Raw genomic sequence first — 15,136 nt, forward strand, 5'->3', positions numbered from 1 at the left:
TCGGCGTCGTCCGATCAGAAACGGTTTATTCGCAACTTAAGCTGTAGCCATAAGGTCTTATGACCCTAGTGGGGGCGTGCGTGCTTAAGTTTCTGACCTGCCTGACGACGCAGCATGATCTGCGCCTGCTGGTTGTCGCAGTTCTGGTTTGCATGGCGGGATGTTTCACGACCTTCCGCCTCTACTCGCGGATGCGCGGGGCGCGGGGCGTCGTTCGCGCCGCCTGGCTGCTGCTCACCGGTCTGGTCGCGGGGTCGAGCGTCTGGGCCACGCACTTCATCGCCATGGTCGCCTTCACGCCGGGCCTGAAGACGGGCTACAGCCCGACGGGCACCCTGCTGTCGCTGATGATCGCGGCCCTGTTCATGGCCAGCGGCTTCGCCGTGGCCTCGGCCCAGCGCAGCACCACCAACGACCTTACCGGGGGGCTTCTGCTCGGGCTTGGCGTCGCGGCCATGCACTACACCGGCATGTCGGCGTTCGTGACCCAAGGACGTCTGGTCTGGGAGCACGCGACGGTCGGCCTTTCCGCCATTCTGGGCGTGAGCGGCGCGGTCGCGGCCCTCGCGGCGGCCGGCAGCGCCCGCACGACCAAGCGACAGGCCCTGGGCGGCGGCCTGCTGTCCCTGGGCATCATCGCGCTCCACTTCACCGGCATGTCGGCCATCACCATCATTCCGGACACCTCGATCGAGGTGCCCGACCAGTTGCTGTCGGGCGCGATGCTGACCCTGGCGGTCGGCTCGATCACCGCGATGATCATCCTGGGCGGGCTGGGCGCCGTCGCTATCGAGTCCCAGACCTCGCGCTCGGCCCTGGAGCGTATCCGCCGCCTGGCCAACGCCGCCTACGAGGGTCTGGTCGTCGTCCAGTCCGGCAAGATCAACGACGCCAACGCCGCTTTCTGCGAACTGGCCGGCGCGCCGCTGTCGGAGCTGATCGGGCGTCCGCTGATCGGGGCCATGCTGACCATCGAGGACAGCGGTTCCGGCCATGAAGGCGTGCGCCGCGAGGGGCGGCTGCAGCCGGTCGGCGGCGGTCGCGAGATTCCGGTCGAGGTGTTCTCGCGTCTGATGGACGATGGCGCGCGCATCGAGACCTCGGGTCTGACGGTCCTGGCCATCCGTGACCTGCGCGAACGTCGCGCGGCCGAGGAGAAGATCCGCTATCTCGCCGAGCATGACGGCCTGACCGGTCTGCCCAATCGCAATTCGCTGCAAGCCCGCCTGGCGGCCGCCATCGAGCGCGTCGAGGCCTCGGGCGAGAGCCTGTCGGTGTTCTGCATCGACCTCGATCATTTCAAGGACGCCAACGATCAGCACGGACACCAGGCCGGCGACGCCATCCTGGTGGAGACGGCCCGCCGACTGCAGTCGGCGGTGCAGTCCCCGTCCTTCGTCGCGCGCCTGGGCGGCGACGAGTTCATCGTCGCGCAGGTCGCCGGCGGCGATCAGCCGGCGGCGGCCGCCGAACTGTCGGGCCGCCTGCTCGAGATGCTGTCGGCGCCCATGGTGTTCGAGGGGCAGGACCTGAGCCTCGCCGCCAGCCTGGGCGTCAGCCTCTATCCGGAAGACGGCCGCGCGGCCGAGACCCTGATGGCCAATGCCGACATGGCGCTCAACCGCGCCAAGGAAAGCGGCCGCGGCGTCTATCGCTTCTTCAAGCGCGAGATGGATGACAGCATCCGCGAGCGCCGCAACCTGGCCCGCGACCTGCGGCAGGGCATCGCCGATGGCGAACTCGTGGTCCACTACCAGCCCCTGGCCCGGGCGGCCGACGGCGAGGTCTGCGGCTTCGAGGCCCTGGTCCGCTGGAAGCACCCGACGCGGGGCATGATCCCACCGCTGGATTTTATCACCGTGGCCGAGGAGAACGGCCTGATCGGCGCGCTGGGCGACTGGGTCCTGCGCCGCGCCTGCGCCGACGCCGCCGCGTGGGAGAAGCCGCTGCGCATCGCGGTGAATCTCTCGCCGATCCAGCTGCACGATCCGGACCTGCCCAGCCTGGTGCACGAGGTTCTCATCACCTCGGGCCTCTCGCCGTCTCGCCTGGAACTGGAGATCACCGAGAGCGCCCTGTTCAAGGACTACCAGCGGGCGCTGGACAATCTGCGTCGCCTGAAGGCGCTCGGGGTGCGGATCGCCATGGACGATTTCGGCACCGGCTTCTCCTCGCTTTCGACGCTGCAATCGTTCCCGTTCGACAAGATCAAGATCGACAAGAGCTTCGTCGAGAATATCCACCGGCACGACCGGGCCACCGTGATCGTGCGCGCCGTTCTCGGCTTGGGCCGCAGCCTTGAAATTCCGGTCGTCGCCGAGGGCGTCGAGACGGAAGAGCAGATCCTCTTCCTCCGCGGAGAGCAATGCGCCGAGCTGCAGGGCTACGCCATCGGCCGTCCGGCGCCGGTGGACGCCCTGACGGCCTGGACCGTGGCTGTGGCGTCGACGATCGCCGAGCCGGACGTCGGGTCGGCGCGCAAGGTCAAGCGCTCGGCCTGAGCCGGCGTTCCGACCACGCTCTTCGCTCTTCCGCGGCGCCATTGTCAAAACCCGCGTTAGGATTCGGCCGCCCCCGAACGGGGCCTTGCGCGTGACCGATCGGCGCGGGCAATGTCGTCGCGCCGCCGGAGAGTTCGTTCATGCCCGCCCCCGCCACGCCCTCCGTGACCACTCGCAACGCGGTGGTGTTCCTGGCCGTCCTGGCCGGCGGGGCGACGCTCTACTGGATGCAGGGCATCCTGACCCCGCTGGCCCTGGCGCTCTTCCTGGCCGTGATGATCGACAGCTTCGCCCGGGTGCTGACGACCCGTGTTCCCGGCTTTCCCACTCGCGCCGCCATGCCAACGGCCATGGTGCTGTCGGTCCTGCTCTTCGGAGTGGCCTTCTGGGTGGTGATCGCCAACGGCCGAGGCTTCTTCGACCAACTCAAGGACTACACGCCGCGCCTGAACGAGATCATCGCCCGGGTCGCGCACATCGCCGGGATCAAGGTGGCCCCGACGATCGGCGGCCTGGTGAACGAGCTGAATCCGCAGCGCTTCATAGGCCAGGCGGCGGCCTCGTTCGGCAATTTCGCGTCCAGCGCGGTTTTGGTCCTGATCTATCTCGGATTCATCATCGCCTCGCGCAAAGGCTTCGGCCGCAAGATCGTCGCCCTGTTTCCCCAGCACGCCGAGCGCGAGCGGAACTTGAAGATGTTCCAGCGCATCCGCGACGGGGTCGAGCAGTATCTCTGGATACAGACGGTGACCGGCCTGATGATCGCCGCCTCGGCCTTCGTGGTGATGATGCTGCTGCGGCTGGACAACGCCTTCTTCTGGGCCTTCCTGATCTTCCTGGCGGCCTATATCCCGATCCTGGGGGGCGCGATCGGCTGCTTCTTGCCGCCGCTGTTCGCGCTGGTGCAGTTTCCGCAGAGCTTTTGGCCCGCGATCATCCTGTTCGCCGCCCTGCAGACCATCTTCTTCGTGGTCGGCAACGTCATCTATCCGCGTATGCAGGGCGAAAGCCTGAACATGGATCCGACGGTGGTGCTGCTGTCCTTGGCGCTTTGGGGCGCGCTGTGGGGCGTGCCGGGCATGTTCCTGTCCACGCCTCTGACCGTGGCCGCCATGGTGATCCTGGCCCAGTTCGACGGCTCGCGCTGGATCGCCATCCTTCTTTCCGAAGACGGCGATCCGCAGGGTGAGCGGGCGGCGACGGCGGCCACGCCTTCGACGCCGCGAAAGAAATGAGGAAGGCCCTTAAAATGCCCTCCCACGTCCCTATCTATGTCCTGTCCGGCTCCCCCCACCCGGACACACCGCGGACCACGGCAGGCAAGGCCGCCGTCGCTCCCCGGAAGACGCCCGCCTTCCCCCAAGCGGGCCCGCGCCGTCGGCCTCCCCCAGCCGACGGCGCTTCCGTTTTCGCCTATTAACGACATGCCTTTCCGCCGAGGCTAAGCTGTTGGCGATCCGCGCCGCGTGTTCCGGCGGAAGACGGCGCAAAGATCGCTCTTTCTGGCGCGAAACGTTGAGTTTTTATCGTTCTCCGCTAGGTAAGTCGGTAAAATTTTCGAGGAAGCGAGATGAGCGGCGCCAAGATCAACCCCACCGACAGTCTGGCGGCCGCCTATGCGTTGAAGCGGCAGAAGACTGTCCAGGCCCTGTCGCTCGAGGAGCGGGATTTTCTGGCGCAGGTCGACGCTGATTGGGCGGTCGAGGACGCGCCAGTGCTGTCGGCCACCGCCGCCGCCGCGTCGCTCGCGGAGTTCTGGGACTACGCCGTCGGCGTGAAGGGCGACCAGCCCGTTGTCCGCCTTCGCTCGGCTGGCGAAGCCGGCGCGGGCCGCGACCTGCTGGAGATCGTGCAGCCGGACCGCCCCTTCCTGGTCGATAGCGTGATGGGCGAGATCACCGAGGGCGGCTTTCGCGTTCGGGCCATGTTCCATCCCGTCGTCGAGATCGACGGCCTGCCCCGCTCGCTGATCCAGGTGCACCTCGATCCCGTTGGCGAGGATCGCGTCGAGTTCCTGCTGGAACAGGTGCGCGAGACTCTGTTCGACGTCCGCCGCGCCGTCGGCGACTTCAAGGCGATGCGTGAGCTGATGCATCGCGCTATCTCTGAACTGGCGGCGACGCCCGGGGTCACCAGCGAGGAGGGGCAGCAGGAAGATATCGCGTTCCTGCGTTGGCTCGAGGACGACAACTTCGTGTTCCTGGGGGCGCGGGTCTATGAATATCCGCGCGCGGCGGATGGCGACTACGCGGCCGAGGAACCGCTTTACGAGCCCGAGGCGAGCCTTGGGGTCTTGCGCGATTCCTCGCGCGCGGTGCTGCGCCGCGCCCACGAGCCGGCGGTGCTGTCGGCCCAGCTGCGTCGCCAGCTCGAGACAGGCGCTCCGGTCGCGGTGGCCAAGTCCAATCTGCGGTCGCGGGTCCATCGGCGCGGCTTCATGGACTATGTCGGCATCCGTCGTTACGGCTCCGACGGTCGTCCATGCGGCGAGTTCCGCTTCGTGGGCCTGTTCACCGCCGAGGCCTACGAGACCCCAGCCAACGAGGTGCCGCTGATCCGTCACCGGGTCACCCGCATTATGCGCCGCGCCGCCAAGGCGCCCGGCAGCCACAACGAAAAACGCCTGCGCAACATCCTCGAGACCTGGCCGCGCGACGAGCTGTTCCAGACCAGCGAGGAGACCCTTCTGTCGATGGCGCTGGGGGTGTTGCATCTGATCGACCGGCCTCGGGTTCGGCTGTTCTCGCGGATGGACCCGTTCGACCGCTTCGCCTCGGTGCTGGTCTATATCCCGCGCGAACGCTTCGACACCGAGGTGTGCGAGCGCGCCGGCGCGATCCTGGCCGACGCCTATGACGGCAGGGTGCTCGAATACTATCCCGAGATTTCCGACGCGCCCCTGGCGCGGGCGCACTTCATCGTGGAGGTCACGCCGGGCGACCACCCCGATCCCGACCTCGGTCTGGTCGAGGCGCGCATCGCCGACACCGCGCTGACCTGGGAGGACCGCTTCGAGGCCGTCGTCCGGGCGGGCGGCGCCCCGGCCGGCGGGGTTCGCGCCCTGCTGGCCAAATATGGCCGCGCCTTCCCGCCAGGCTATCGCGATCAGTACGACGCGATCGAGGCGCTGGCCGATATCGACATGGTCGAAGGCCTACGCGCCGACGCGCCGCCGCGCGTCAGGGCCTTCCGCCGCTCCGAGGACGGCCCGCGCACCTTCCGTTTCAAGCTGTATCTGCGCGGCGCGGCCGCCCCTCTGGCCGATGTCCTGCCCATCTTGGAGCGTATGGGCCTAAAGGCGCTGATCGAGGACGGCTTTCGGCTGAGCGTGCAGGAGGCCGACGGGCCGCATCCGATCTGGGTCCACGAGTTCGTGCTCGACGATCCCGCCGGCCAGCATCTGGTGTTCGACGACATCCGCGAGGTTTTTGAAGAAGCCTTCGTCGCCATCTGGACTCGCCGGACCGAAAACGACGGCTTTAATCGGATCGTGCTGGAGCTGGCGGTGACGTGGCGCGAGGCCGCCCTGGTGCGCGCTCTGGCCCGCTATCGCCAGCAATCCGGGCTCGACCCCAGCCAACTGGTGCAGGAAGCCGCCCTCCGGGATCATCCGGCGGTCACCCGTCTGATCCTGGATCTCTTCCAGGTGCGCTTCGATCCGGCCATCCGCGCCGATCTCGCCACGCGCGAGCAGCAGGCCAAGGCCGTCCAGGAAAAGATCGTCGAGGCGCTGCAGGCCGTTGAGAGCCTCGACGCCGACCGCGTCCTGCGTCGCCTGGCCGCCCTGGTCGGCGCGATTCAGCGCACGAACTTCTATCAGCCGGCCGCCGACGGCGGACCCAAGCCCTATATCAGCTTCAAGATCGCCTCGCGCGAACTGGAAGACCTGCCGGCCCCCAAGCCGTTCCGCGAGATCTATGTCTCGGCGCCGCATGTCGAGGGCGTGCATCTGCGTTTCGGTCCGGTCGCGCGGGGTGGCCTGCGCTGGTCCGATCGCCGCGACGATTTCCGCACCGAGGTGCTGGGCCTGGTGAAGGCTCAGCAGGTCAAGAACGCCGTCATCGTGCCGGTCGGCTCCAAGGGCGGCTTCTATCCGAAGCAACTGCCGCGCGGCGGCGATCGCGACGCCATCCAGGCCGAGGCGATCCGCGCCTACAAGACGTTCCTGTCGGGCCTACTGGACCTGACGGACAATATCGACGCCGACAACCAGGTCGTGCCGCCGACCTCGGTCGTCGTTTATGACGGCCACGACCCCTATCTGGTCGTCGCCGCCGACAAGGGCACGGCCACCTTCTCCGACATCGCCAACGGCGTCGCGGAGGACTACGGCTTCTGGCTCGGCGACGCCTTCGCGTCGGGCGGCTCGGTCGGCTACGACCACAAGGTCATGGGCATCACGGCCCGCGGCGCCTGGGAGGCCGTCAAGCGCCACTTCCGCGAACTGGGCAAGGACATCCAGACCCAGACCTTCACCGCCGTGGGCGTCGGCGACATGTCGGGCGACGTGTTCGGCAACGGGATGCTGCTGTCGAAGCAGACCAAACTGCTGGCCGCCTTCGATCACCGCCACATCTTCCTCGATCCGAACCCGGATCCGGCGGTCTCGTGGGCCGAGCGCGACCGGATGTTCAAGCTGCCGCGCTCGTCGTGGGACGATTACGACAAGTCGAAGATCTCTCCCGGCGGCGGCGTCTTCGCCCGTAGCCTCAAGAGCATTCCGCTGTCGAAGGAGGTCCGCGATCTCTTCGAGATCAAGGCCGAGGCCGTGTCGCCGGCCGAGCTGATGACCGCGATCCTGAAGTCCAAGGCCGAACTGCTCTATCTCGGCGGCATCGGCACCTATGTGAAGGCCAAGGGCGAGAGCCACGCCGACGCAGGCGACAAGGCCAACGACGCCATCCGGGTCAACGGGTCGGACCTGCGGGTCAAGGTGGTGGGCGAAGGCGCGAACCTCGGCCTGACCCAGGCCGGCCGGATCGAGTTCGCCCAGGCTGGCGGCCATATCAACACCGACGCGATCGACAACTCGGCCGGCGTCGACAGCTCCGACCACGAGGTCAACATCAAGATCCTGACCGGCATTCTGGAGCGTTCGGGCGAGCTCTCGCGACCCGACCGCAACACCTTGCTGGCCTCGATGACCAATGATGTCGGACACCATGTCCTGGAGCACAACTACGATCAGACCCTGGCCCTGACGCTTCTGGAAAGCGACGCGGTCAGCGAGATCGACGCCCAGATCCGCTACATGGTCGATCTGGAGCAGCGCGGCCGCCTGGATCGCAAGGTGGAGGGCCTGCCGACCAACACCGTGCTGCTGGAGCGCAAGGCGGCGAGCAAGGGCCTGACGCGGCCCGAACTGGCCGTGCTGCTGGCCTATGGCAAGCTGGACCTGTTCGACGAGATCGTCGCCAGCTCGGCGCCGGATGATGCGTGGTTCGAAGCCACGCTGGAGGGCTACTTCCCCAAGGCGCTCGGCAAGTACGCCGACGCGATGCAGAAGCACCGCCTGAAGCGCGAGATCATCGCCACGGTGGTCGGCAATCAGATGGTCAACATGTGCGGACCGACCTTCGCCAGCCGTCTGAAGGCGGCGGCCGGGGCGGACGTCAGGGCGGTGGTCGTCGGCTTTACCGCCGCGCGTGAGATCCTCGGCGTCGACGCCCTCTGGGATCAGGTCAACACGCTGGATAATCAAGCCTCGGCGGCCGGTCAAACCGCGCTCTACAAGGCCCTAGCCTACGCCCTGCGCAGCCTCGCCTTCTGGCTCGCCCGTCGCGCTGTTCGGGACAGCTCCAGCGTCCAGCAACTGGTCGAGGCCTATGGCCCGTCGGTCGCGGCGCTGAAGGCCCATACGCCGGCCAACCTGTCGCCCTTCGAGCAGAAGGCGGTGTCGAAGCGCGCGAAGGCCTACGTGGCCGATGGCGCCCCCGAAGCCCTGGCCCAGGCCGTCGCGGCCTTGCAGCCGCTGACCACGGCGGCCGATCTGGTCGATCTGGCCAATGTCTCCAGCTGGAGCGTCGAGAACGTCGCCCGCCTCTATCACCAGGTCGGGGCGGCGTTCGGCTTCGACCGGTTGCGGGGCGCGGCCGGTTCGTTCGTCGGCGGCGACAGCTTCGAGCGCCTGGCGGTCCGCCGCCTGATCGAGGACATGCTGAGCGAGCAGACCTCGATCACCCAACAGGTGCTGAAGTTCGCCGCCAACGCCCAGGCCGGCGAGGACGAAGGCTCGGCCAAGGCGGCGATCGCGTCTTGGTCGGCCCTGCGCGGTGACCGCCCCAAGGCGGTCAAGCGCACGATCGAGGATATCGAACAGGCGGGCGGCGGCTGGACCTTCGCCAAGCTGACCATCGCCAACGCGGCCCTGCGAGAGCTGTCGGCCGCCGCTTAAGGCTAGCTCCTTCGCCGCCTCTCCCTTACGAGGGGAGGGGCGGCAGGGAGCGTCAGCATGGACCGGGGTGATCGCCAGCGTTTGGCTTGGGCGCTCTATGAGTGGGCCCAACAGCCCTATTGGGCGCTGATCGCGACCTTTATCTTCGTTCCCTATTTCGCGGCGGGTTTCGTCGGCGACGCGACGCGCGGCCAGAGCCTGCTGGGCTATGCCGGCGCGGTCTCGGGTCTGTTGATCGCGATCCTGTCGCCGCTGGTCGGAGCGGACGTCGACACGCGGCGCAATCCTCGTGTCTGGCTGGTGGGTCTGGCGTTTCCCTTCGTCGTCGCCAGCGTCGGACTGTGGTGGGCGGTTCCAGGCCAGACCGCGCGGATTCCGCTGATCCTGGGCTTTCTGGTCGTCGCCGGCGTCGTGACGGAGCTGGGCGGGTCGGTGATGAACGCCTTGCTGCCGGTCGTCGCCAAGCCTGGGCAGATCGGGCGGCTGTCGGGCACGGCCTGGGCCTTGGCCTATGTCGGGTCGCTGGTCTCGCTGTTCATCGTGCTCTTCTGCTTCTCGCTGCCCAAGGTTCCCCTGCTGGGGCTGTCCAAGGCGCTGCACGAGCCCGATCGCGTCGTCGGACCGCTGGTGGCGGTCTGGTTCCTGCTGTTCTCGTGGCCGCTGATGCTGGCCGCGCCCAAGCCGCCGGCCGCCAGCGGAACCCGGCCCCTGGCCGAGCTCTGGGAGACGATCCGGAGCCTGCCCCGTCGCCCGCACATGTTGCGCTTTCTCGTCGGCCGGATGCTGCTGGGCGACGGCATTTCCAGCTTCATCGCGTTCGGCGGCGTGCTGGCGGCGGGGCTGTTCGGCTGGACGACCTCGCAGCTCGGGATCTACGCGATCGCCCTGTCGACCATGGCGGGCCTTGGCACGTTCGTCGGCGGTCGCGTCGACCAGAAGATCGGCTCCAAGCGGACGGTGCTGCTGGCCACGGCCATCGTGCTGTTCGGCGCCGTCGGGGTCGGCATGGTCGGCAAGGATACGGTGTTCTTTATGATCCACGTCGCTCCGGCCAAGAGCGGGGCCCTGTTCGCCAGCACGCCCGAGCGGGTGTTCCTGTTCTTCAGCCTGTTCGTCGGCCTGACGTTCGGCCCGGCCCAGGCGTCCTTGCGCGCCTGGATGGCCCAGTTGGCGCCGGCCGGCGAGACCGGACGCTGGTTCGGGCTCTACGCCCTTTCGGGCAAGGCCACGGCGTTCATGGCGCCGCTGATCATCGCCATCGGCACTCGGGTCTTCGCCGAGCAGCGGATCGCCGTCGTCGTCTCCGCCGGGTTCCTGGCCGCCGGCGCCCTGGTCCTGGCCACCGCGCCTCGCATAGCGCCGGTTGCCGAACGAGACTGAAAGGGGCAGGGTCTCCGCCCGGGGAGGGACGGACGCCATGACCAAGGATCGCATCGTTCTGCTGGACGCCCTGCGCGGCCTGGGGGTTCTGGGGATTTTGTTGTGCAACGCCCCTGACTTCGCCGTCGCCCCGAACGTCGCCGAGTCGGTCAAGCATTGGCCGTTCGGGACCAGCCCCGCCACGCTCGCGGTCTGGGTCGTGACCCAATGGCTGTTCCAGCGCAAGTTCGTGACCCTGTTCTCCATGCTGTTCGGCGTGTCGATCTTCCTGGTCGGCGGCGAGCGGTCCGACCTGGAGCGGGGCGCGATCCTGCGGCGGCGTCTGGGCTGGATGGTCGTCTTCGGCCTGCTGCACGGCTTCGCCATCTGGTACGGCGACGTACTGCTGAGCTACGCCCTGGCGGGGTTCGCCGTGATGCTGGCCCGATCCTGGGAACCCCGACGTCTGCTGCGGGTCGGGATCACGATCTGGTCGGCCTTCTCCCTGATGCTGATCACCGGGACCGTCGCGGCCTTGATTTTCGGCCATGACGCCGCGCGGGAAGGGTTGGAGGTCGCCAAGGAACTGGCCAAGGCCAAGGCGGCCGAGGCGCGGTACGGCGGCGGCTTCGCGCAGTCCTTGATTCAGAACGCCAGGGATCGCGCGGCCATTCTGCCGAACGAGCCCTTCATCTTCGCCATGACCGCCAGCCTGATGCTGATCGGCCTGGGCTGCTTCAAGGCCGGTCTGTTCACCGGGGAGGCCAGCGCGCGGACCTATCGGATCCTGATCGCGGTCGGCCTGCTGGCCTTGGCGGTGGTCGGCGCGATGTTCATCGCCCTGCCGTTGCTGGGCCTGCCGCGTCCGCTGGCCGCGATGGCGGGGGCGGTTCAGATGGTCACCGCGCCGCTGACCACCCTGGCCTATGTCAGCCTGATAGTCCTGGCGTCGCGGTCGCGAGGCGTCTGGGCGGCGATCCCGAAGGCCTTGGCGCCGGTGGGACAGATGGCCTTCTCCAACTATCTGACCCAGTCGTTGATCATGACCGCCGTCTTCTACGGCGGGCGCGGCCTGGATCTGCACGGCAAGGTCGACCGGCCCGGACTGGCGGCGATCACCGTGGCGATCTGGGTCCTGCAGATCCTGTGGTCGCGCTGGTGGATGGACCGCTTCGAGATGGGACCGCTGGAGTGGGTCTGGCGGCGCCTCTATCGAGGCCCGACCCGCCTGCGTCGCCCGCGCCTGTCGCCTGTTCCAGCCTAAAAGCAGGCCTCTAGCGCCCGGGTGAAATAGGCCTGAACCTCTTGGAAGAGGTCGGGCCTGTAACGCGCCCGGGGATCGTTGGCGTGGTCGTCGTCGAAGGCGTGGGTGGCGTCGGGAAGGAAGAGCTCGTCGACCGTCAGGCCGTCGCGCGACAGGCGGTCGAGGGCGGCCTTGGGCAGCTTCCAGCCGACCACCTGATCCTTGCCGGCGATCACCGACCAGACCGGCGGCGGTTCGGCGCCCCAGCCTTGCCGCGTCGTCAGGGCCGGATAGCCGGCATAGGGATAGACCAGCAGGGTCCCTCTCACCGAACGCCGCAGCCGCGTCGGCTCGGCGTCCGTGATCCCCGTCAAGGTCGCCGCGCGCTCGCCCAGGGCGTAGGCGTCCATGATCGTCCAGCCGCCATGGCTCCAGCCGGCCAGGAAGACGCGGTCGGCGTCCGCCCAATCCTGCCCCTCCAGCCAGGCCAGCATGGCGAAGACGTCGCCGGCTCGCTTGTGGCCGCGCACCGCGAGACCGGTGCAGACCGTCAGCTTGGCTTGCAGTGGCGTGACGCCGCGCGGCTTGAACGAGTCGACCACCACGGCCGCCCACCCCGCCTTGACCGCGACCCGGGCGTAGTCCTCGAGGAACGGCGTCTTGCCGCCGCAGCCGTGAAGGATCAGCGCCACCGGGAAAGGGCCCGGCCCGACCGGCTTGAACACCCGTGAATGTTGGGCGAGCTGGTCGCCCCAGGCGGCGCTGTCCATGAAGGCTCGAGACTCCTAGTGCCTGAACACCCTAACGCCGGTGAAGGCCATGGCCAGACCCAGCTTGTCGGCCGCCTCGATCACCTCGGCGTCGCGCATCGAGCCGCCCGGCTGGATGATCGCCGTCGCCCCGGCCTCGGCCGCCTGGATCAGGCCGTCCGCGAACGGGAAGAAGGCTTCCGAGGCGCAGGCGCAGCCCTTCAGGTCGAGGCCGAAGTCGGCGGCGCGCAGGGCCGCGATCCGGGCCGAGTCCTTGCGGTTCATCTGGCCGGCGCCGACCCCCAGGGTCTGGCCGGCGCGGGCATAGACGATGGCGTTCGACTTCACGTGCTTGCCGACGGTAAAGGCGAACAGCATGTCGCGCACCTCTTCGTCGGTCGGCTGGCGCTTGGTGACGATCTTCAGATCGGTCGCCTTGATCCGCGCGTCGTCGCGGGACTGGACCAGGAAGCCGCCGGCCACGCTCTTGAACGTGTCGCCGGTCGACAGCGGGTCCGGCAGACCGCCGGTCACCAGCAGGCGCAGGTTCTTCTTGGCCGCGAACACGGCCACGGCGTCCTCGTCGGCCTCGGGGGCGATCACCACCTCGGTGAAGATCTCGACCATGGCTTCGGCCGCCTCGCGGGTCAGGCGCGAGTTCACCGCCACGATGCCGCCGAAGGCCGAGGTCGGGTCGCAGGCGAGCGCCCGCTCATAGGCCTCGCGCTGGGTCGCGCCCACGGCCACGCCGCACGGGTTGGCGTGCTTGATGATCGCCACGGCCGGGCCGGCCGCCGGATCGAACTCGGCGATCAGCTCGAAGGCCGCGTCGGTGTCGTTGATGTTGTTGTAGCTGAGCTCCTTGCCCTGCAGCTGCTTGGCCGTGGCCACGCCCGGGCGCGGGTTCGGGAACGCATAGAAGGCCGCCTTCTGGTGCGGATTTTCGCCATAGCGCATGGTTTGGCGCAACTCGCCGGCGATCGACTTGCGGGCCGGGAAGTCCTGGCCGAGCGCCTTCGCGAACCAGGCCGAGATCGCCGCGTCATAGGCCGCCGTGCGGGCGTAGGCGCGGGCCGCCAGGGTCTGGCGCAGGGCCAGGGTCGTTCCGCCGGCCTTCAGGGCTTCCAGCACCTCGGCGAGATCGGCCGGATCGGTGCAGACGGCGACATAGCCGTGGTTCTTGGCCGCCGAGCGGATCATGGCCGGGCCGCCGATGTCGATGTTCTCGACACATTCGGCGTAGGCCCCCCCCTTCGCGACGGTCGCCTCGAACGGATAGAGGTTCACATAGAGGATATCGATGCCGCCGATGCCGTGGTCGGCCATGGCCTTGGCGTGATCGGCCGCGTCGCGCACGCCGAGAAGCCCGCCGTGCACCACCGGGTGCAGGGTCTTGACCCGGCCGTCCATCATCTCGGGGAAGCCCGTCAGGTCCGAGACGTCCTTGACCGGGATGCCGGCCGCGGCGATCGCGGCCTTGGTGCCGCCGGTCGAGACCAGCTCGACCCCGGCCTCGTGCAGGGTCTTGGCGGCCTCCACCAGGCCGGTCTTGTCGGAGACCGACAGCAGGGCGCGCTTGGGGGCGACGAGATCGGGGGCGGACGGATAGTCGGGGGCGGCGGGCACGGCGGGCTCCTGGTTTCGTGGTCGAAAAAGCGGAGCCCAGGCGCGCGGCGGCTTGCGAGCCCTGAAAGTGGACGCCGGTTTTGCGTCTGCTCGCAAGCTCTCAAGCAACGCGCCTTTCCGGGCGGCGGAACGACGTCCCGCCTGAAAGGCGCGCGGTCCACGCTCCCCGGTGGTTTCCCACCTTCAACGCCAGTCACGCGAACGCGGCGGAAAATACGGCGACGGGCGGGGGAGTCAATGCGGCCGCCAAGAAGCTCCCCCGCGTTGCGGGGAGCATCTTGGCGGCGTTGCGCCCTTCCAGGATCCCAACGCCCTCACGGCCAAGCCGCTGAGCAGCACGTTATGGTCCATCTTCACGCGCTACCTTCAACAGCCCGGCGGCGCCCGGACGCGATGTGGGCGGCGACCCTATTCCGCGTCCCAGCGGTAGGCCTTGTCCAGCCAGTCGCCCAGCCGACCATCCGGTCGGGCCAGACCATGGATGCGGGTCATCTCGTCCTCGGTCAGCTCGAAGTCCAGCACGTCGAAGTTCTCCTCAATGCGCTTGAGGTTGCTGGTGCGGGGGATGGCGATGACGCCTTGCTGGATGATCCAGCGCAGGGTGACCTGGCCCGGCGTCTTGCCGTGGGCGCGGCCGATCTCGATCAGCACCGGATCCTGGGCGACCTTGCCCTGGGCCAGCGGCGACCAGGCGGTGATCGAGGTTCCCAGTTCGTCGGCCTTGGCCTTAAGGGCCTTCAGCGACAGATAGGGGTGATACTCGACCTGATCGGTGGCGATCGGGGCCTCCGACAGGCTGGCGGCTTCCGCCAGCAGCGCCGAGGGGAAGTTGGACAGGCCGATGGCGCGGGTCCAGCCGCGCGAACGGACCTCGTTCAGGGCCTTGAGGGTTTCGGCCAGCGGGACCTCGGGCTTGGGCCAGTGCAGCAGCAGCAGGTCGACATGGTCGACGCCCAGCCGCTCCAGACTCTTCTCGGCCGAACGCTGCAGGTCGCCGTCGGCGAACTTGTCGATCCAGACCTTGGTGGTCAGGAAGATCTCGTCGCGCTTGACGCCGCTGGCCTTGATGGCCGCGCCGACGTCGCGTTCGTTGCCATAGATCTGGGCGGTGTCGATGTGGCGATAGCCGACCTCCAGGGCCTTCTCGACCAGCGGAACGGCGGTTCCGTTCTCGAGCTGCCAGGTGCCGAAGCCGAGGGCGGGCATCAGGACGTCGCCCGAGCGGATGGCGGGAACAAGCTTGGACATGGAGGGCTCCAGAAGG

8 protein-coding genes are annotated in these 15,136 nt (G+C 68.2%); 5 read left to right on the plus strand and 3 right to left on the minus strand.

Translation table 11 applies throughout. From position 1 onward, the window contains the following. The first annotated feature begins 59 nt into the window (after positions 1-59). The 5 genes from FCU40_RS01720 (at position 60) to FCU40_RS01740 (ending at position 11,518) form a co-directional block, all read left to right on the plus strand. Complete coding sequence (locus tag FCU40_RS01720) at positions 60-2,501, plus strand: EAL domain-containing protein (RefSeq protein ID WP_168072472.1); 2,442 nt, start codon at positions 60-62, stop codon at positions 2,499-2,501. A 140-nt stretch (positions 2,502-2,641) separates the two neighbouring features. Beyond that, the gene (locus FCU40_RS01725; RefSeq protein ID WP_168072473.1) at positions 2,642-3,736 is read left to right on the plus strand and encodes an AI-2E family transporter; all 1,095 of its coding nucleotides are present in this window, start codon (positions 2,642-2,644) and stop codon (positions 3,734-3,736) included. 335 nt (positions 3,737-4,071) lie between these two features. Next, positions 4,072-8,895, plus strand: coding sequence for an NAD-glutamate dehydrogenase (locus tag FCU40_RS01730; RefSeq protein WP_168072474.1), 4,824 nt, complete (start codon positions 4,072-4,074; stop codon positions 8,893-8,895). A gap of 57 nt (positions 8,896-8,952) precedes the next feature. Next, the gene (locus tag FCU40_RS01735) at positions 8,953-10,275 is read left to right on the plus strand and encodes an MFS transporter (RefSeq protein WP_168072475.1); all 1,323 of its coding nucleotides are present in this window, start codon (positions 8,953-8,955) and stop codon (positions 10,273-10,275) included. A gap of 37 nt (positions 10,276-10,312) precedes the next feature. Further along, positions 10,313-11,518 (plus strand): DUF418 domain-containing protein, encoded by a 1,206-nt coding sequence (locus FCU40_RS01740; RefSeq protein ID WP_168072476.1) that lies wholly within the window; start codon positions 10,313-10,315, stop codon positions 11,516-11,518. Here the strand turns inward: FCU40_RS01740 and FCU40_RS01745 are convergent. From FCU40_RS01745 to FCU40_RS01755, 3 genes are all read right to left on the minus strand, one after another. Further along, the gene (locus tag FCU40_RS01745; RefSeq protein ID WP_168072477.1) at positions 11,515-12,267 is read right to left on the minus strand and encodes a prolyl oligopeptidase family serine peptidase; all 753 of its coding nucleotides are present in this window, start codon (positions 12,265-12,267) and stop codon (positions 11,515-11,517) included. The genes FCU40_RS01740 and FCU40_RS01745 overlap by 4 nt on opposite strands. Positions 12,268-12,282: 15 nt before the next feature. Then, on the minus strand, positions 12,283-13,872 hold the full coding sequence (gene purH / locus FCU40_RS01750) for a bifunctional phosphoribosylaminoimidazolecarboxamide formyltransferase/IMP cyclohydrolase (protein WP_168072478.1): 1,590 nt from the start codon (positions 13,870-13,872) through the stop codon (positions 12,283-12,285). 408 nt (positions 13,873-14,280) lie between these two features. After that, positions 14,281-15,120, minus strand: a complete 840-nt coding sequence (locus FCU40_RS01755) for an aldo/keto reductase (protein WP_168072479.1) — start codon at positions 15,118-15,120, stop codon at positions 14,281-14,283. Positions 15,121-15,136: the final 16 nt, after the last annotated feature.

The organism is Caulobacter sp. SSI4214 (assembly GCF_012184455.1).
Taxonomy (GTDB): domain Bacteria; phylum Pseudomonadota; class Alphaproteobacteria; order Caulobacterales; family Caulobacteraceae; genus Caulobacter; species Caulobacter vibrioides_E.

Excerpts from the sequence above, each read along its gene's own strand:
- FCU40_RS01730 (WP_168072474.1), top strand. The coding sequence starts at position 4,072 with ATGAGCGGCGCCAAGATCAACCCCACCGACAGTCTGGCGGCCGCCTAT.
- FCU40_RS01755 (WP_168072479.1), bottom strand. The coding sequence starts at position 15,120 with ATGTCCAAGCTTGTTCCCGCCATCCGCTCGGGCGACGTCCTGATGCCC.
- FCU40_RS01745 (WP_168072477.1), bottom strand. The coding sequence starts at position 12,267 with ATGGACAGCGCCGCCTGGGGCGACCAGCTCGCCCAACATTCACGGGTG.
- FCU40_RS01720 (WP_168072472.1), top strand. The coding sequence starts at position 60 with ATGACCCTAGTGGGGGCGTGCGTGCTTAAGTTTCTGACCTGCCTGACG.
- FCU40_RS01725 (WP_168072473.1), top strand. The coding sequence starts at position 2,642 with ATGCCCGCCCCCGCCACGCCCTCCGTGACCACTCGCAACGCGGTGGTG.
- FCU40_RS01735 (WP_168072475.1), top strand. The coding sequence starts at position 8,953 with ATGGACCGGGGTGATCGCCAGCGTTTGGCTTGGGCGCTCTATGAGTGG.
- FCU40_RS01740 (WP_168072476.1), top strand. The coding sequence starts at position 10,313 with ATGACCAAGGATCGCATCGTTCTGCTGGACGCCCTGCGCGGCCTGGGG.